Raw genomic sequence first — 18,058 nt, forward strand, 5'->3', positions numbered from 1 at the left:
CAGCTTATCGAGACCTACGTTTCTCAGGAGCTGTGGGGTGACTTTGTTGACATTCTAAAAGCAGCAGCACCAAGCTATATCGCGCTTGGCGTATCCATTTGGGAAGGGGCCCAAACACGTCAGGATGAAAAGTTTGAAAGTGTGGGTGGCTTTCTCAACTGGGTGACGTTCGGTATACCTAAGCGCCGGTTTTATGATAATCCGAAAGCGGTCTTAGAACAGGTTCAGGCTTACTATACGGCTATGAAGGAAACCCCTAATGTTTATACAATAAGTAACTTTGCAACACTTGGTCTGCCTGATTTGGTAGTTGGTGCCTTTAACCCTGAAACGTCCTTGTCTGCAGAACACATGATGAATAGCCTTTATGTATTGATGTTGATGAGTGGAATGGCTTCAACCGCCAAGAGTATGATTGCCCGCTTGAAGCCAGTTAAAGCCTTAACCAAGCCGGTCCCCATTAACAAGGCGCAAACCGGGAAGACTAACGTAGGCCAAGGAGATGCAGGAAAAGGCGGGTTAGCAAAGATACGGGAGCGCGTGCAACGGAATGTCGCAGACAGTAAGGTTGCGCGTGGGAAATCAAATTTTGATGGTTACGTGAAGAAGGAAAAGGCGGTTTTAAGTGGTAAGAAAGTGAGTGGTGCTATTCCTAAAAAGAATATCAGCAGTTTACCAAACAATGTAAAGCACTCATATAAGAACTATAAAAAGAATAATTGGGGTGGTAATGTAAAAGGACAAACACCAGGTACAAAAGCAGGGGGTTCTTATAAAAATCGTGAGGGTAAGTTACCTGGTGTGGAAAATAGTGGTAAATCAATAACTTATAACGAGTATGATGTGAATAATAAATTACCTAATGCTAATAGAGATTCAGAAAGGTTTATTAAAGGTAGTGATGGCAGTTTATATTACACTAATGATCACTATAAAACATTTATTAAAATTGAATAAAGGGGGGCATACTTTAAATGGCTACGAATCAAATTTTGCACGTGCAGCAGAATAAAGCTACAGAACTTATAAAACACACAGAAAAAGAGGATTGGTATATTGTTAATATTCATGGAAATAGTATTCAAACAAAAAATGATTTTCTTGAGTTAATGAAAGAAGAATTTTTACTGCCTGATTGCTCGGGATGGGATTCATTTATAGATTGGATGACTGATTTAAGTTGGATTGATAGAAGATGTTTCTGTATTGTAATTAACGATTACGAAAATTTCCTAAAAGAGGATAATGAATCGAAAGAGATTATTATAGAAATTTTTGAAGAAGATATACTACCTTTTTGGGAGAAGGATGTTATGAAAACGGTTGTTAATGGAGAACCCCGCACATTTAAACTTTATCTAGTAGTCCCATAGTATTTGAACCCTGAGCTAGCAATTCATAAATATTATGAAGGTAAGTATGGAAAGTAAAAGAAATTTCAAGAGAGCAATAAATAGTAGAAATAGTTATAAAAAACCTTATTAGATTAAGCCAACCCCCTATGCTTTAGCAAATGCATAGGGGGTTTCTCTATAGAAAATAATTATACAACTAAAGTAATTTAGAAAGAGGTGATTGTTTGAAAGGCTATATTACGATTGTTGGCATGCTGTTTATTGGGATGGCTACGACCTTCTTTCTTGTGGATATGTTTTCCGAGAGCTATTCGAGGGATGCTGTCGTAACGTCCATGATTGAAGCGGGAAAGGTCGCGAGTGTAAAGGCGTATGATCATAGCTCACGGGTAAATGAGCATACTGTCAATCTATCAATTGAAACTTTTGAAAGTACCTTTGAAGAAGAATTAACGAAGAGTCTAACGGGTTCGTTAACAGTTATCGAATTCTCATATCAGTACTTGATGACTGGCGAAGATGTGAAGGCGATTAATATAGAAATCAGTGATGAAGATGGTAATGTTTATGCAACCAATTTTAGGCAGAATATTAGTGAAATGGAGTGACAGAGTTTGTGATTAGTCAAGAGATACTAAAAGAGATTAAAAGTGATTTAAAAGAATTTCATTCAGAGCTATACCTTGAGTCCTTTATTAACATAGAGTCAAGAGAAGTTTTGAAGCGAATTGTTGCCAAAAAGCATAAAGCCCTGCTAGGTACAGAGGAGCGCCTGCATTATGCTATTCAGGAAATTGTAGGCTTAGGGGTAATTGATGAAATTATTAGCAACAATCACCTGGTAACAGATGTGAGCTTTAATGGAACTGCACTTATTATTGAAACCCCTGACGAGAAATATGAATATGAACAAGATGTTGAAGAGGAATACATCATTCAGATTATCCAAAAGTTTGCAAATGCAGTTGGGAAAGAATTCACGCCTAAAACGCCAATTCTAGATGCAGCATTAAATAATTTAAGAATTAATGCGGTCCATAAGACAATTAGTAGCTATGGAACAACAATGGCCATTCGGGTTAGTCGACCTAAGCTCGTTTTAAATGAGGACACATTCCCTGGCTTTGCCCCTATGTACATGCTCGAATTCTTTAGAGCAGCTGTAGAGACGCGCTGTAATATGGTGATTGCTGGTGAAACGGGAACAGGTAAAACGGAGTTTCAAAAGTTTCTGACCAGTTTTATTCCGTTTAACGAAAAGATTGGCTGGATTGAGGATACGTTAGAGGGCCATGTTAAGGAATTATTTCCTGAGAAAGATATTATCAGTTGGTTAGTGACACCAGGAACAAGTATCTCTGAATTAATCAAGGCTATGCTGAGAAATAACCCAACCTGGATTAATGTGTCGGAGACCCGCGGGAAAGAGGCGTATGAAATGATTCAAGCCGTCCTCAGTGGTCATCATATTATCACAACTGCCCACACCGTTGGAGCAAAGGCTATTCCTACTCGCTTTATAAATATGGCCAAGATGGGCTATGAAATTGATGAAAAGTCTCTTGAACGCGATATTTTCCGCTATTTCCAGCTTGGGGCATTTATTAAGAAAAAAAGAATTAAAGGCCGTATGACACGGTATCTTTCAGAGGTTGTTTTCTTTTTAGAGGATGGAAGTTGTCATACTATTTTCGAGGTAAAGGAAGAACATGGCGAACAGTATGATCTGACCTATGACCTGCCAGCGGAATTTATTGAGCGCTTAAAGGAATACAATATAGCTTATGAGGATCTCTTAAGTAGTAGCCTGCCTTCTTATCAAGGAGCCTACTAGAAAGGTGGTGAACATTCATGAAAAAGAAAACAAAAAAGAAGAAATTATTTAATATTGATGAGATCAATGCTTATCGCGTTGCATATGGCAATCCCATGCAACGTAAGGATTTTATTAAAATCATTGTCATTCCATTTGGTGTCTGCTTTCTATTTGTGTTTTTATTATTTTTTAAATGGTGGCTGGCATTAATAGCTGGGATAGGTGGAGTTGTCTATACGTTTGCCTTTTTATTACCCAATAATGAAAAGCGTATTTATGAATTAAAATCATTTAGAGAGCGTAACAAGTTTGTTAATAATATGACGCAGATTTTAACAAATGAAGACAGGACGGTTATTCAAGCTGTTAAGACAATTACTGAAAGAGCGCAAGGCGAATTTAAGCAGGATTTAATCAAGCTTCAAACAGACTTAATTGAAGGGTCTAGTCAGACAACCCAAAATGCCTTTAGAGAATTGGAGCATAAGTACAAAGTAGATGTGATCTTCTCGCAATATTTAGAGCAGCTTACCACTGCCATGCTTGAAGGGAGAAGTAATATTGATACTTTGAAGGATATCAAGACCTATCATAATATGATTAAGGACAGGCAAAGCACTTTTTTTATCGAAAAGGAACAACGGGCTAAGGACTTCCGATTTATGATCCGGATTGCATTAATCTTTATTGGGGTTATTATTTTTTCCTTTGGAATCAGACAGTTTATTCAGGCCTTCACAGAAAGCTTAATTGGCTGGGTTGCTTCAACCATTTACTTAGCATTGCTCGCATCAATCTATCACAGCTTTGCAAAGCGAATTGCGGATGATAGTGTTCTGGAGGTGAAGCTATGAAGGAAAAACTACAGAAGCTATATCACAAGCTTGCTGAGAAGGACCTTGAAAGCATGTTAATCAAAATGCGCTATGATGAAGAAAAATTTTATCAAATACAGCAAAAAAGAGTTGCTAACTTTGCCATTATGCTATTAATAAGTGGCGTGCTTAGTGTCTTCTCAATCGTGTTCACAGCTTTTGGACTGGCCCTAGCTATCTATCAATGGATGAGTAAATTTCGCTATATTCAAAAAAGCTATAAGAACTTTCTTTTTCAACAGCAACTCAGCTTTTCAAAGTTTACTAGAATGCTGATACCATACCTCTATCAGGAAAACGCAACACTCTATAATGCCTTTAATCGAATGCTCTTGCGAATGGAGGAGGGTTTTGTAAAAGACTGTTTAGAGCGGTTAATTATAGAGATGAATGATAACCCGAACTCGGCAGTTCCCTTTGAGCATTTTGCCGCGTCTGCCTCTGGTACAGACGAAGCGACATTATTTATGCATACGCTCTATGATTATCAGCAAAATAGTTTTGACCGAAGTATCATTCAAGAATTAGGTCGTATGGCTAGCGAGGAGCTATTTAAAGGGGTGGACGAAATCATCGCTTTTAAGCTTGGTCGATTTAATTTATTCCCAACAAAGTTAACGATGATTAACTTAATTATTGTCATGGGCTATATGATTGCCGTCTTTGTTGAAATGCTTAAACAACTTATTACGGGCTATTAGGAGGTGATAACATGCTTGAGGGAAGCATTATGGAGTCTGGTAAAATGTACATCTCAATGGTGCTCATTGTCTTTATGATTGCCATGGCTGTGTTTGTCTTTCAGGTCCAACAGTCTAACCACTTTACTCAATATGTTAACTACCAAATTGAACGAGGTGGTGGGCTGACTGCTGAAGTCATTGATGATATTAATGACTATAGTGAAGCACACTTTAATGGCATCTTTAGCCTTAATCAATCACAGGCTACCGGGAGACAGCCTTTTGGAACTGTTGTGCAATATACAGCTGAAGCAAGACTGCAAATTTTCTTCTTTGAGTTTGATCGGGTTGTTCTACCGATTAATGGTTCAGCAACAACGATGGTTAGATAACAAAAATTTGCATGCCAATGGTCATATTTTTTTAGTTTACTTGAAAGGTGGTGAGACTATGTTAGATCAAAATACAGATCGTTCAGGCTGGGCGATGGTAGCACTTGTTGCATTAGGAGCTGCTTTAGTTCTTATTCGTGCAGCAACAAGTGAAATTGGCCAATTGGTCATTAGCGAAATTAGAACTCTATTTACTGGATGATTAAAAGTGATCTCAGTAATGAAGCAGGCTAATAAACCTAGCAATAGCTATTGCCTAGATTTATTAGCCTCAATTTCTTTTAAGAAATCGTCAGCATACAAAATCATACAGCTAGAGACGATGATTACATAGATTGATGCTGCAAAACAGTTCTTCAAAAAAGTAGGAGTGGAGGGCTTACATGTACCTTATTGAATATAAAAATATTGATAATAGAGATAATGTAATTGAATTTAATGAGCTGCTACCATTGCCAGAAGCAAATGATATGTTACTAGCTGTTATAGAACGTTATAAAGAGCATGGAAATAAATCAAAGATATGGTATGAAATTATTGAAAAAGGGTCAAATGAGGTAGTATACAGTTCACGCTTGTTTATTTTTGACGAAGTTGAAAGCTTATATGAAGTGATTAAAAGCAATCGCCGAATTGAAGAGCCCATTAAGGAATATATTGATCAAATTGAGCGTGTTACCATTGATGTCTCTTCAAGTGAAGCGACTGAAGAGCTTGAAATGAATGCTAATACAGAAGTGACACCACCAATTACCCAACCGACAGTGTCCTCTGGGCAAGACAAACTACCCGACTATGAAGCAACAATAACAACGCTTGAAGAAAAAATGAAAAAGACAATCGGTGATCTTGAATTAATGAGAGAACAGTCGGAAAAAGCAGAGCTTGAAAGAGAAGAGGAACGGCTTAAGCTTGAAGAAGAACGTAAAGAAATGCTTGCTAGTAACATGGCATTACAAGAAATTAATGGGTCGATAGAAAGTAGATTAAGAGGTTCATTTAACATTTCAAGAATTTTTGAAGATAAAGAGAAGTGGAAGCAATACGCAAAGCAGACATTTATTTATGCGAAAAAAGCAGCCATTATCATTAGAAGAGGCTCACGTATTGTTTATGTCAAGCTGAAAAGAGCAATTATTCGTTATCAGCGAAATAAACAGAAGCAACAGGTGCTTGATCTTCAATTAAAGAAAGCTAAGCTGGAATTCATGAGTGAACTAGAGACAGAAAGAAACCAGCAGGTCAGAGTTGCGATGCGGAAGCAAAAGAAACAGGAAAAAGTATCCTCATCAATGCAACGCAAGGAAGAACGGTATCTTAAAGAGTTAAGGAGAAGAAAGAAAGGGAACATATCCTTTGGTGGCGTACTTAAACTTCTCCTAGTTGTGTCAGTTGTAGTACTTATTATTGATTATCTTTATAACGGCGATACGAGTAGATTAACAGGGATACAGCATCAGGCATTAAACCTCTATGAAACGATTAAGAATGCACTAATGAAATAGCTAAGAAGGGGAGAGTAATAATTAAACGCATTGATATTCAGGAAGTTCATGAGCTTCAAAGATCATTTCTTTCTTATTCGAATTTTGTTCAAGCTAATCTTAGACAGATCGAGCGAGAGACTATTAATTTCTCTAAAGGAACAGCGTTTAGTGGACAAGCAGCAGATCAAGCAAAGCGTTACTTTCAGGCGTATCACCTAACAACCATAAAAACATTAATCAATTTGTTTGCCGATTTGTCTCGTAACCTTAATCGTAATCTTAAAGCTTTTCAGACGGAGGTAGATACCCACCAACGAACCTTAGTTAGGGAATATGATTTGGAGGACGTTAGTGTAGAAATTAAAGATGAGTTTAAAAAAATTAAAAGCTATCATAATATGATTCAGTCTTCGCTTCGGAGTGTATCAGATATTGCCAATGTAAGGATGCCCTCACTAGAAGAGGTAACCATTAATAAAGATCAAAGTATTCGTCATATTAATCAATTAAAATTAGACATTAATGGATTTGATAGGCGAAAGCAAGCTAGTAAGATGGACACTGTAATGAGACAGCTTAACAATAATCTAAAGAAAACGAAAGGTATCACTGGTATCGCAAGGTTAGATTTTTATAATAAATTGGTAAAAAGCGGTGAACTCGATCAATTAAAAGTTTATAATAAAGAAAGTTCACTAAGCAAACGTCATACTAGCACAGTGCGTGCTTTAATAAATATGTATAAGCCTTTCAATCCGATTGTTCCTTTTAATGTCTTTACAAAAGAAGCCCTAAATCGTTTTTTAATTAAAATGCTTAGTGGTGGACAAGTTAATGGCAATGAGATTGAACATTTAGTTGACAATGGAAAAAAAGTACTAGAATCGACGACTTTAGCAACAGTGATACACGGGATTGGGCAAAGTGGTTCTTTTCGCACTGCTTCGAAAATGTTAGGGGCGAATAAAGATGGTGGGATGCTTGGCGCATTTTCACATGTTAATTCAAGAACAGGCAGCTCATCGTTTAGGTTAACGATTAATCGTGAGGGCCTAGCTGCACTGGGAGTTGAGGCAGACTATCGCGCCATTAGTGATTTTAATTATCGCTTACCCAAAAATGGACAAAATTGGAGTGTGGCCAATGCTATTCGTGCGCAGCAGAATCAAACAATTTTAAGACCAGCTGACCAAAAATCTCTGTTCCGGACACAGTTTACCAGTTTGGGAGAGAAAGTAATTGGTAGACACCCCGAGATGCAATTTTTAGGCAGCGGGATAAAGCATGTAGGGACGTCTACTTTAAAAGGAGCAAGTCAAGGAGCAATTGAAGGTTTTACAGATTTCTATACTGTTTTCAGTAAAAACCAAAGCAAGGTAGCCTTTACCTCGAAATCTATTGGAAATGCAGGAACTTTACTATCGTTCTATTTGAATTATGAGGAAGCGCGTGATGATGGACTGAGTTTGGGCAAATCTATTGGCAGAGCAGGATTGGATACAACAGTTGATACGGTGATAGCTGGTGCTGTCCAAAAAGGCATAACGGCTGCGGCGACAGCCATGATACCAATCCCTGGGGTTGGAACTGCGGTTGGAGTAATAGTGGGTATAGGTGCAGTATGGGCATTAAATCATGATTGGGGCGGTAATGGAAAAACGGCCATGGATGTTGTAAAGGGCTGGTTTAGGTAGAATTTAAATGCTATTTAGATTAAGGGTGTTATTATTAATGGGTTTATTTAGTTATCATCCTAGGAGAACTGCAGTTGAAAAAATTGTAATAACATAACCCCTAAGTGGTATAAATTTTTTATGAGGTGATTGATTTGTTGAAAAAAATATCAGAAATGGATTTTCTAGTATTAAGGGGTCCGTTTGAATCAGGTAGACAAAGCCCAGGTAGTTTAGTAGGAGCATTTTTTCTTGTCATTTTAATACAGTCTTTGTTTTTATGGTTAGAACATTTTGCAAGTGTAGAATCAAACTTTCCCCTCTACAGAAGTGTGTTTGTTTATCATCTCTGGTTCTCAATTGGTTTAACTGTCTTAATGATTATTTACATGCTTCCAAGCGTTTATATGGGATCACAGAAAATACAATATTTACTTACTATTATTGTTTCACAAAATGTATTTGGAGTATCACCTTACATTCTGGCGCTAATTATAATAGCTTCCACGTTTACCTCTGACTTGAATACCTTAACGTTTATTATTACTACGACACTATTAGGTGGAGTATTGGTCTTTGTGGTTACTTGGATAAGATTTATGATTTTACTAAAAAAAGGGCATTATCGGAAAGGTTCTACGAAAAGTCAGTTGAGGCAAAAGTTTGAGACCAAATCATTATTGCCGTTTGCAACAGCTGTAGGTGTGCCAATGGTACTTATTATGGTACCGTTACTACGTCTTGTTCAACCAGGGAACATAGAGGAATTATTTTTTACATGCTTGTTTATTTTCGTCTTTTATACCATGCTCTTCATTCTACCTGAACAAATCGTAATTCTCTATTGCAAATGTCGTTTTGATAGCTTTAACTTTGAAAGTACAGGTCGGTTAAAGCCGGTCAGAGATAAAGATGGTAAACCAGTATCAACACAGGGTTTAATTTATGCTAATCAGCTGAAGAGTGGAGGGGGAAAAAATGAAGATTGAACGAAGAGGTATGCAGTTTGATCATCTATTAAGCTATCAAACTGTTCTAACAAGAGATAAATGGCAAGAGGGAATTTTTATTATGGAGGAGCTTGCTGTTGGAGAGGGTATTTATCAAAATGGTCCGTTTTTCTTTTCGGTAAAAAATAATGAAGACGAAAGTAATAATGGCACGTTTACTTACTTTATGCCTATAAATGGACCAGTTGCTATTGAGGAGAATAGTGATTTTTGTTTTAGGGAAAGGTTTGCTTTAGAGGATGCGTTAGTTATGCGACAGGCGGATCAATTGCTAGATTTTTACGAGGCGGAGACGAAGTTACGTACGTATGCTGCAGAGCAGAATATTTCTTTAGAAGCAACAACTTATGTTGTTTTATTAGAGGTCTACAATGAAATAATGATAGACTTGTATATCCCAATTCAAAATCAGGGAAATTCATTATGTTAATAGGTCACCAAATAGCATACAGAAATGTTGCGTCTAAATATTATCACTGTAAATCAGAGGACTTGCAGTTGGCCTTTGAAGATTTTACCGCAATCCTAGAAAGGAATATGTATCATCCTACTGGAGATATGTTTTTTGCACTCATTAGTGATCCAACAGAGGACGAGATGATTGTGGAAATTTTCTTGCCTATTCAAGAGTCGGTTTTTCAGGCAGTTAATGGTGAACAGATCTACTTTCAGAGCTATTATACAATTAAGCCCATGGTTATGACTAGAATAACAGAAAATTTTAATCAACTGGCACAAGATAAATATTGGGAACTTTTCTCATTTTTACACCAACATGATTATAAACAAAGAACACCAATATTCGTTGAATATAAACAGACAAAAAATAATCACCCATATATTGAGATGGGGATTGGCATTTACCCTGAACTTTAAAAAAATAACTATGAAAATAAACTGATAACAGAAATTGTTATTGGTTTTTTTAATATCTTAAAACTAATGAAGTAAGTCAAAAGACCTGTGAAATAGACATAATTAGAGTAAATTTTTAGAGAAATATATACTCTTTTTTACTTAAATGGTTAAAATTATTGATATAATATGAAATTTAATCTATTATAAAGTATAAAGTAGGGATAAAGAATCATATCCTACAATAAAAGGGAAAAGGAGAGGTTAATATGGCAGGACAAATTAGAATGACCCCAGATGAACTGAAATCAAGAGCGAAGACTTATGGGAGTGGTTCAAGTCAGATTAATGACGTATTAAGACAATTACAACGTCTTCAAAATCAATTAAGAGGAGAATGGGAAGGACGAGCTTTCGAACGCTTTGACAGTCAATTTCAAGAGCTAGTTCCAAAGGTACAAAACTTCTCACAATTACTAGTTGATATTCAGACTCAGCTTCAAAAGACTGCACAAGCGGTTCAAGAGCAGGATCAAGCACTTTCTCAGAACTTTGGTCTCAGATAAAACCATTAAAATATCCTTAATTAACAAGCTACACAATAGCAATGTTGTGTAGCTTAGTTTTTAATAATGAATAGTTTAGGGGTTAATTTAAGCCTCCATTTCAAATGATTGGGTAGATAAAGATGAAAAAAAGAACAATTTTCTATGTTGTTTGGATAATATTATTTTTGCTTCCAAGTGTGGTTCAAGCTGAAGGTATTAGTGTGGAAAACGAGACAGAATTAGATAGACAATATTCAGAGTTATTTAGCAAAGATACAGAGTTAACATTCCATATACAACTCGAAAAGATAAACGACCATGTTGAAGATGTTAAAGCAGAGCTATTTGTTACGAATATTGAGAAACGTAGCTTTATTGAGGAAACAAGGCCAAAGCTCTTCCTTAAGGATCATACTATTCCATTAAGTATCGAGCTAATGGAACAGGATTACAAAGGAGCCAACCTCATTTTGTTAGGAATTATCGTATTGTTTATGGTAGCAATCCTAATGGTTTATTTAAATATTAAAAATAGACGTAAAGGGAGAGAACTTAATGAAAACGAATCATATTGATGTCACAGTTGATTTAAGTGGTTATGGTATTGAGCAGCCCTATGATTTAAGAATACCAGTCCATATTACAATTAAACAGCTCATAATGAATATTGCAGACGCGCTGAGGCTTGATTCTAAAACATTAGCACCAGCTATCAGAATTAAAACAAAGGAAGTTATGATGATGGACGATGATATGCTAACAGATTACCCAGTTACAACGGGTGATATCTTAACGATAATCGGTAGATCAGATATCCTTTAATGAACATACGGAGGGAAATGAGAAATGGAAGAGCAAACAATTGAATTAGATGAACTAAAAATTTCTTTTAATGTTTTAGAGACTAAAAGGGAAATGATAATACCTAAATCACAAACAAGAATTGAAAGTATTGATCAATTGCGCTTATTAACAGAAGCAAATAAGATGGTTTTTACCCCAATGGAAATAGACGAACAAGAGGACGCGTTCACCTTTTCGTTTCATATAGACAGATACATAAAAACTTGGCAAGACATTAAACGCTTACCCCGACATGAAAAGCTTCGCTTACTTAAAAATTTAACAAAGTTAAAAGGTTGCTTATCTTCAAGAATAACATTCTTCATTCACCCAGATAATCTGGTTTTTGATGAAAACCTTATGCCAAGAATTATTTTTCGAGGGATAAGGGCTTATAGCCCGCCTTTCAACGTAGATGAGCATATGCTTCTGAAGCAGATCAAGTGCTTTAGTGTAGCGTTACTATCAAATAAGCATTCCTTCGACAAATTGTACAGTGGCGGATTAGAGCAGGCCAAAGATACCGAGTTCGAAAGGAAAGTGCAGCAGTTTGATCAGTTAATTGAGCTAGAGCAATATTTAATTACCGTCTATAGCGCAGAAGAGCAGCGTACAACCAAAACAATGAAATTAATTGCAATCAAGCAGTTTAAAATGTTTAAGCTATTAACCTATATTTTTGCTACTTTTGCCGTTGGATTAGCCATTCCCTATTTCTATACAAGATTAGTAACAATTCCTTTTCAAGATGATATAACAACTGCGTATGAAGCGTATTTAACCTCAGAATATGAAAATGTGATTGATGTGTTATCAGACTATAAGGTGGAGGAGTTACCTGAAATGAGCTTGTATACACTAGCGCGATCTTATATTTCTGAAGAAGAGCTTTCTGAAGAAAGTAAGGCTGTCTTAGCAAATAATCTAAGCTCAGAAACTGATCAGGACTATTTATTGTATTGGGTTTACACCGGGAGAACAAGTCACGAGCTGGCGATGGATAAGGCCGTTTTTTTAGATGATCCACAATTAATTATTTATAGTCTCATTAAGCAAATAGAACAAACTAGAGAAAACCCAGAGCTTAGTGGAAATGACCGAAATGATCAAATTAATCAGCTAGAAAGTCAGCTTGAACGCTACCTAGAGGAAAATGGATTAACCGCAGATGCTCTATTAGAGGGAGAAGAAGTTGAGCAATCGGAGTGATCGTTAAATAAGGCAGTATAGTCTAAAAAGAATAGTTTCAACAGCAAAAGAAAGGAAGGGCCAAATGAATTATAAGACACTAGTAGTGTTGTACAAGGGAATCATGCATAAGGCAACACTTCCGATAGATACTAGCAAAGAAATCTTTATCGGAAATCGATCAAATCATACCATTACCATCGCATCACTTGAGCCGACGATTGCTATCGTTTGGGATGGTCAGACTTGTTTAATTAATCAGGAATTATTTGATCAATACCTACTAATTTCGTTAGAAAATGGTGAATCAATTACCTTTTATTTAATCGATGATAGTCGAACATTTTTATATGATCTGGCCGCTGAAAACACGGTGACGATAAGTCGGCATAACTATGATGATATTGTAATTCAAGATATAGAGGCTAATTTGGTCTTATATCGAGAGCATTATGGTTTTAAATTAGTAAAATATGATGGTCAAGTCTTTCACAATGGTAGAAAAGTAGAAAAGAATGGCTTATTAGAATATGGCGATCAGCTTTTCTTTAATGGTGTGCGGCTAATGATTTGGCAGGAAGAAGTGAGGGTCTTTCCCTCCCAAAAACGTGTCACCTCAAAACTTATAGGCTTAACCAAAAAAGTCGATCCATATAGTACGACTTATCCTGATTATCACCGCTCTCCACGTATTATTTATCGTGAAAGAGAGGAAAAGAAGACGATCGCAAACCCGGCACATAAGCCAAACAAGCCAAGTGAACAACTTGCTCGAACGATTGTGCCACCTCTTATTATGGTATTTGCATCGATCGTCATGTCCTTTTTTCAGCCGGGTGGTAGTTATATTTTTCTAATGCTAGCAATGACCCTATCTACTGTTGTATTCTCGGTTTCCTCTTATTTTAAGAATTTAAAGCAATATCGTATTGATATGAAGGAAAGGACAGAAGCCTATCAGCATTATTTAGATCAGAAAACGAAGGAGCTTTATGATGCTGCTCAAGAACAATACCACGCTTTAACCTATCATTATCCTAGTGTGGCTATGGTTAGACAAATGGCTTTAGAAGTTAATGCACGCATTTACGAAAAAACGAAGTATCATCATGATTTCCTGCATTTTAGAGCAGGGTTGGGAGATGTGGAATCAAGCTTTGAGATTGAGTTTTCCGATGAGGAATTTACCCAGGAACGGGATGCACTACTTAATCAAGCACGAGAATTGCGTTCGCAATTTGAAGTGCTCGAGAACGTCCCGATTGTATCTGCTTTAACCAATGGCCCTGTTGGTTACATTGGGCATCGGGCATTAGTGGTGGAACAGCTCCAGCTACTTATCCTGCAGCTTGCCTTGTTTCATAGCTATCATGATGTGCAGTTTGTTACGATTTTTCCAGAAAATGAAAAGCATAGTTGGGATTGGATGCGTTGGCTGCAACACGCGAAGCTACAAGAGTTAAATGTTCGTGGCAATATCTATCATGAGCGTTCGCGCGATCAAGTATTGCATTCCCTTTATCAAGTGTTAAAGGGGCGGAAACAGCAGCTTGATGAGAAGGGGAATACCAATGAAAAGCTTACTTTTACACCCCAGTATATTGTCTTTATCACACATGAGCAATTGATCATTGATCATATTATCATGGAATTCTTTAATGAGAATCCGCAGGAGCTAGGGGTCTCACTTGTCTTTGTGCAGGATGTCATGCAGTCATTACCTGAGCATGTTAATACGGTTATTGACATTAGAGACTTTAAAAGTGGCAATATTATATTAGAAAAGGGCGAACTGGTTAACAAAGCTTTTAAACCGGATCATTTCCCGGAAATATTTGATAAAGAAGAGGTTTCTCGAGCACTTGCACCACTCAATCATCTACAAAGCTTAAAGAATTCAATACCAGAGAGTGTGACCTTTCTTGAGATGTATGGTGTCGAGATGGTGGAAGAGCTTGATATCACACAACGTTGGTTAACGAATGAATCATATAAAACAATGGCCGTACCGCTTGGGCTGCGAGGCGCTAATGATGTCGTCCAACTTAACCTTCATGAGAAAGCACATGGACCCCATGGTTTAGTTGCTGGAACAACCGGTTCGGGTAAATCAGAAATTATTCAATCCTACATTTTGTCACTTGCAGTCAATTTTCACCCGTATGAGGTTTCATTTTTGCTGATTGATTATAAAGGTGGCGGAATGGCAAATTTATTTAAACATTTACCCCATTTACTTGGGACGATCACTAACTTAGAAAAGGCTCAATCAATGCGAGCGCTAGCTTCTATAAAAGCGGAACTCCAAAAACGCCAACGATTATTTGGTGAGCATGATGTTAATCATATCAACCAGTACCAGAAGCTGTACAAGCAAGAGAAGGCTAGTGAGCCGATGCCGCACTTATTTTTAATATCAGATGAGTTTGCTGAATTAAAAGCTGAACAACCAGACTTCATGCAGGAACTTGTTTCAACAGCAAGAATTGGGCGCTCTCTAGGGATTCACCTTATTCTAGCAACCCAAAAGCCAAGTGGTGTAGTCGATGATCAAATCTGGTCTAACTCGAAATTTAAATTAGCATTAAAAGTCCAGAATGCAAGTGATTCCAATGAAGTACTTAAAACTCCAGACGCTGCAGATATTACGTTACCAGGTCGTGCCTACCTTCAGGTTGGGAATAATGAGATTTATGAGCTTTTTCAAAGTGCCTGGAGTGGTGCAGATTATATTCCGGATAAAGAAGATCCAGACTACATTGATACAACAATCTATGGCATTAATGATCTTGGTCAGTACAATATTCTAACACAGGATTTAAGTGGGCTAGATCGGAGAGATAAGGTAGGAAGTGTTCCATCAGAGCTAGATGCGGTTATTGAATATATTCAGGATTATGCCGAGGTTCATCAAATTGCACCATTACCACGCCCATGGTTGCCACCATTACCTGAACGCATCTATGCAAGTGAATTAACAGATGCCCATTTTCAGAAGGATTGGCAGGCTGATAAGGGGCCACTAGAGCTAGTGATTGGTATGCTTGATCAGCCAGAGCTACAAAAACAAGCTCCCCTTGCTATTGATTTAAGCAAGGATGGTCACTTGGCAATTTTCTCTAGTCCGGGCTATGGTAAATCAACGTTTCTACAGAGTATGGTTATGCATTTAGCACACAGACACACACCTAGTCAGCTACACTTTTACCTATTGGATTTTGGTACAAATGGGTTGCTACCACTTAGACAGTTACCACATGTAGCAGATACCCTGCTGATTGATGAGTCCGAAAAGCTTGGTAAATGGATTCGGATCATGACTAACCAAATCAATGATCGGAAAAAGAAATTAAGTGAATATGGTGTAGCTGATCTTGCCATGTATGAACGGGCAAGTGGGGAAGCCATTCCATATATCTGCATTACCATTGATAATTACGACTCGGTAAAGGAGGCTGATTTTGAGGAAGAATTTAGTAAAGTTATCACTCAGATTGCGAGAGAAGGAGCAAGTATCGGCATTCACTTAGCTATTAGTGCGGGCCGACAAAGCTCAATGAGAATGCCACTTATTTCTAATATAAAAAGACAAATTGCGCTTTATATGATTGATGATATTGAAGTGCGTACCATTGTCGGTAGCACAGAGGTTGATATAGAGGAGATTGCAGGGCGTGGCTTAATCAAGTTAGAAAGTGCTGTCTTATTTCAAACTATGTTACCAGCAGTTGGTGAGGATACCTTAGAAATGATTGAGAGTATGCAAACAGCTGCGAAGGAAATGGATGATGCTTGGTCAGGAGATCGTCCAGACGAAATCCCAATGATGCCAGATGGCGCCATTAATTTTGAACAGTACAAGCAGAAGCGCAAGACTAAGCAGCTAATCAAGAGCAAGCAGCTACCACTTGGACTAGACTTTGAATCGGTATCACCAATTGGTTTTAACCCAGAATTAGAGGGTTTATTAATGGTTATGAGTGATCGAAAGGACGGCTTGGAAAAACTAACAAATGCTCTTGGGCAAAATCTATCATTACTCAAAAATTCACTTGATACAACCATCTTTGATGCCGCTGACGGTGCTTTGAAGCCTTTAGCCAGTGAAATTGGTTCTTATTATGGTAATACTGATGCAATTCTTTCAGCTAAAGAAGCTTTAATAGAAGAAATTAACGGTCGAAGTGGGGGCTATTTAGACAATGACCAACAAATCATTTTAATTAAGGATTTAGATGACTTTGTAGAACGAAGTGATTTAGACGATGATGAATCCGAAATTCTATTTGAACAAGGCCCTGCTGTAAACATTTATTATGTCGTTTGTGGTACAACAGATTACATTGCAACAAGCTATGAAAGAACAGCTAAATTAATCCGCAAGCTAGCAACTGTCGGACTAATCTCAATGCGATTAAGTGATCAGGATTTATTTAGTCAACCCTTTATTCGTAAAGAATCTTATCCAAAGCCGTTTGAAGCATATTATGTCAGAGAGCATGAGCATATCAAGATCAAGGTCACACAATAGGAGGAGAACAATGAGTCAGCTACTTCAACTTCAAAATAGGAAGAGACATCTAAACTCGCAAATTTCAACGAATCGGACGACTGTTCGTAATTTGGAAAAAAGGATAACACGTCTCAAGAGTGCACGGACACAGGTATCATCAGCTCTGAACATGCTTCGTTCCTCTCGTAATCGAATTAATCGCGTATCGATTGGTGCGACCTCATGGCGAGGTAATCGTAAGAATAATTTTGATAAAAAGTATGATCGATATAAAAGCAGTGTTAAAACATATGTTACGAAAGTAGAAGATTCGCGTGACAGGTTATCAGATGAAATTAAGCGGATTGAAGCGCAAAGATCAACGTGCTTAGCAAATATTAGTAGCATGCAAAATACGATTAACACATTAAATACTCAGATTGGCGTGATAGAAAGGGCGATGAGAAATGGCTAAACAAGTTTCGATTAATATCAATGAATTTAATGCTAATGTTAGCAATATAAGGAGATCAGTAAGTAATTTAAAAAATTCGTACAGGGTGAAGGGCTTTAATAGAACAAATACGAAGCCCTTTACCCGTGATCTGGAGTACATAGCAGATGCACTAAGCTTACTGAGCAAGTATAAGAAAGTTTTAGAGGCAGATATTACGCTGTTAACTCAAACAGGAAAAGGTATTCAGGATATTGATAGACAAGTATCTAATCTGTCTGGCAGATAGACATTATGGTAAACTATAAGGAGGAGAAGCCGAATGGTAACCCGTGTTAATATGGCGGAAGTTCGAGACTTTCGGGATGATACCCGTGCGTTATGCCG

General features: G+C 37.3%; 20 protein-coding genes. All 20 read left to right on the forward strand.

The genetic code is table 11. From position 1 onward, the window contains the following. A partial coding sequence (locus BM000_RS16930) for a ribonuclease domain-containing protein (protein ID WP_218144110.1) occupies positions 1–957 on the forward strand: 957 nt, incomplete at its 5' end. A 17-nt stretch (positions 958–974) separates the two neighbouring features. Next, on the forward strand, positions 975–1,373 hold the full coding sequence (locus BM000_RS16305; RefSeq protein WP_091500363.1) for a barstar family protein: 399 nt from the start codon (positions 975–977) through the stop codon (positions 1,371–1,373). Positions 1,374–1,579: 206 nt separating this feature from the next. Then, positions 1,580–1,963, forward strand: a complete 384-nt coding sequence (locus tag BM000_RS16310) for a hypothetical protein (RefSeq protein ID WP_091500364.1) — start codon at positions 1,580–1,582, stop codon at positions 1,961–1,963. An 8-nt stretch (positions 1,964–1,971) separates the two neighbouring features. Then, positions 1,972–3,189 carry a CpaF/VirB11 family protein gene (locus BM000_RS16315; RefSeq protein ID WP_177178336.1) on the forward strand — a complete coding sequence of 406 codons (1,218 nt, stop codon included), beginning with the start codon at positions 1,972–1,974 and terminating at the stop codon, positions 3,187–3,189. 17 nt (positions 3,190–3,206) lie between these two features. Next, positions 3,207–4,025: a hypothetical protein gene (locus tag BM000_RS16320; protein ID WP_091500370.1), complete on the forward strand. Its 819-nt coding sequence runs from the start codon at positions 3,207–3,209 to the stop codon at positions 4,023–4,025. Further along, on the forward strand, positions 4,022–4,747 hold the full coding sequence (locus tag BM000_RS16325) for a hypothetical protein (RefSeq protein WP_091500372.1): 726 nt from the start codon (positions 4,022–4,024) through the stop codon (positions 4,745–4,747). Before BM000_RS16320 ends, BM000_RS16325 begins: the two co-directional genes overlap by 4 nt. An 11-nt stretch (positions 4,748–4,758) precedes the next feature. Continuing rightward, on the forward strand, positions 4,759–5,121 hold the full coding sequence (locus tag BM000_RS16330; protein WP_091500375.1) for a hypothetical protein: 363 nt from the start codon (positions 4,759–4,761) through the stop codon (positions 5,119–5,121). A 58-nt stretch (positions 5,122–5,179) separates the two neighbouring features. Next, the gene (locus BM000_RS16900) at positions 5,180–5,323 is read left to right on the forward strand and encodes a hypothetical protein (RefSeq protein ID WP_177178337.1); all 144 of its coding nucleotides are present in this window, start codon (positions 5,180–5,182) and stop codon (positions 5,321–5,323) included. 181 nt (positions 5,324–5,504) lie between these two features. Next, positions 5,505–6,626: a hypothetical protein gene (locus BM000_RS16335; protein WP_091500377.1), complete on the forward strand. Its 1,122-nt coding sequence runs from the start codon at positions 5,505–5,507 to the stop codon at positions 6,624–6,626. Between the two features lie 35 nt (positions 6,627–6,661). Next, positions 6,662–8,302, forward strand: a complete 1,641-nt coding sequence (locus BM000_RS16340) for a T7SS effector LXG polymorphic toxin (protein WP_245751717.1) — start codon at positions 6,662–6,664, stop codon at positions 8,300–8,302. Positions 8,303–8,439: 137 nt separating this feature from the next. Beyond that, complete coding sequence (locus tag BM000_RS16345; RefSeq protein ID WP_091500383.1) at positions 8,440–9,270, forward strand: hypothetical protein; 831 nt, start codon at positions 8,440–8,442, stop codon at positions 9,268–9,270. Then, entirely contained in the window at positions 9,260–9,721 is a 462-nt protein-coding gene (locus tag BM000_RS16350) for a hypothetical protein (protein ID WP_091500385.1), read from the forward strand. Before BM000_RS16345 ends, BM000_RS16350 begins: the two co-directional genes overlap by 11 nt. Continuing rightward, the gene (locus BM000_RS16355) at positions 9,715–10,167 is read left to right on the forward strand and encodes a DUF5085 family protein (protein ID WP_091500387.1); all 453 of its coding nucleotides are present in this window, start codon (positions 9,715–9,717) and stop codon (positions 10,165–10,167) included. Before BM000_RS16350 ends, BM000_RS16355 begins: the two co-directional genes overlap by 7 nt. 248 nt (positions 10,168–10,415) lie before the next feature. Next, the gene (locus tag BM000_RS16360; protein WP_091500389.1) at positions 10,416–10,712 is read left to right on the forward strand and encodes a WXG100 family type VII secretion target; all 297 of its coding nucleotides are present in this window, start codon (positions 10,416–10,418) and stop codon (positions 10,710–10,712) included. A gap of 122 nt (positions 10,713–10,834) precedes the next feature. Next, positions 10,835–11,269, forward strand: a complete 435-nt coding sequence (locus BM000_RS16365; RefSeq protein ID WP_091500392.1) for a type VII secretion EssA family protein — start codon at positions 10,835–10,837, stop codon at positions 11,267–11,269. Beyond that, on the forward strand, positions 11,250–11,516 hold the full coding sequence (locus BM000_RS16370) for an EsaB/YukD family protein (RefSeq protein WP_091500394.1): 267 nt from the start codon (positions 11,250–11,252) through the stop codon (positions 11,514–11,516). Before BM000_RS16365 ends, BM000_RS16370 begins: the two co-directional genes overlap by 20 nt. Positions 11,517–11,540: 24 nt before the next feature. Further along, positions 11,541–12,746, forward strand: a complete 1,206-nt coding sequence (gene essB, locus BM000_RS16375; protein WP_091500395.1) for a type VII secretion protein EssB — start codon at positions 11,541–11,543, stop codon at positions 12,744–12,746. A 64-nt stretch (positions 12,747–12,810) separates the two neighbouring features. After that, positions 12,811–17,256, forward strand: a complete 4,446-nt coding sequence (gene essC, locus BM000_RS16380) for a type VII secretion protein EssC (protein ID WP_091500397.1) — start codon at positions 12,811–12,813, stop codon at positions 17,254–17,256. A 10-nt stretch (positions 17,257–17,266) separates the two neighbouring features. Next, positions 17,267–17,692, forward strand: a complete 426-nt coding sequence (locus tag BM000_RS16385) for a YwqH-like family protein (protein WP_177178338.1) — start codon at positions 17,267–17,269, stop codon at positions 17,690–17,692. Further along, the gene (locus BM000_RS16390) at positions 17,685–17,960 is read left to right on the forward strand and encodes a TIGR04197 family type VII secretion effector (protein ID WP_091500401.1); all 276 of its coding nucleotides are present in this window, start codon (positions 17,685–17,687) and stop codon (positions 17,958–17,960) included. The genes BM000_RS16385 and BM000_RS16390 overlap by 8 nt, the downstream gene beginning before the upstream one ends. Positions 17,961–18,058 lie beyond the last annotated feature (98 nt).

It is taken from the genome of Amphibacillus marinus (assembly GCF_900110345.1).
GTDB lineage: Bacteria > Bacillota > Bacilli > Bacillales > Amphibacillaceae > Amphibacillus_D > Amphibacillus_D marinus.

Bases quoted from the DNA above. Each gene is read 5' to 3' on its own strand.
- BM000_RS16305 (WP_091500363.1), top strand. From the start codon at position 975: ATGGCTACGAATCAAATTTTGCACGTGCAGCAGAATAAAGCTACAGAA.
- BM000_RS16320 (WP_091500370.1), top strand. From the start codon at position 3,207: ATGAAAAAGAAAACAAAAAAGAAGAAATTATTTAATATTGATGAGATC.
- BM000_RS16325 (WP_091500372.1), top strand. From the start codon at position 4,022: ATGAAGGAAAAACTACAGAAGCTATATCACAAGCTTGCTGAGAAGGAC.
- BM000_RS16330 (WP_091500375.1), top strand. From the start codon at position 4,759: ATGCTTGAGGGAAGCATTATGGAGTCTGGTAAAATGTACATCTCAATG.
- BM000_RS16900 (WP_177178337.1), top strand. From the start codon at position 5,180: ATGTTAGATCAAAATACAGATCGTTCAGGCTGGGCGATGGTAGCACTT.
- BM000_RS16335 (WP_091500377.1), top strand. From the start codon at position 5,505: ATGTACCTTATTGAATATAAAAATATTGATAATAGAGATAATGTAATT.
- BM000_RS16350 (WP_091500385.1), top strand. From the start codon at position 9,260: ATGAAGATTGAACGAAGAGGTATGCAGTTTGATCATCTATTAAGCTAT.
- BM000_RS16355 (WP_091500387.1), top strand. From the start codon at position 9,715: ATGTTAATAGGTCACCAAATAGCATACAGAAATGTTGCGTCTAAATAT.
- BM000_RS16360 (WP_091500389.1), top strand. From the start codon at position 10,416: ATGGCAGGACAAATTAGAATGACCCCAGATGAACTGAAATCAAGAGCG.
- BM000_RS16365 (WP_091500392.1), top strand. From the start codon at position 10,835: ATGAAAAAAAGAACAATTTTCTATGTTGTTTGGATAATATTATTTTTG.
- BM000_RS16370 (WP_091500394.1), top strand. From the start codon at position 11,250: ATGAAAACGAATCATATTGATGTCACAGTTGATTTAAGTGGTTATGGT.
- essB (WP_091500395.1), top strand. From the start codon at position 11,541: ATGGAAGAGCAAACAATTGAATTAGATGAACTAAAAATTTCTTTTAAT.
- essC (WP_091500397.1), top strand. From the start codon at position 12,811: ATGAATTATAAGACACTAGTAGTGTTGTACAAGGGAATCATGCATAAG.
- BM000_RS16385 (WP_177178338.1), top strand. From the start codon at position 17,267: ATGAGTCAGCTACTTCAACTTCAAAATAGGAAGAGACATCTAAACTCG.
- BM000_RS16390 (WP_091500401.1), top strand. From the start codon at position 17,685: ATGGCTAAACAAGTTTCGATTAATATCAATGAATTTAATGCTAATGTT.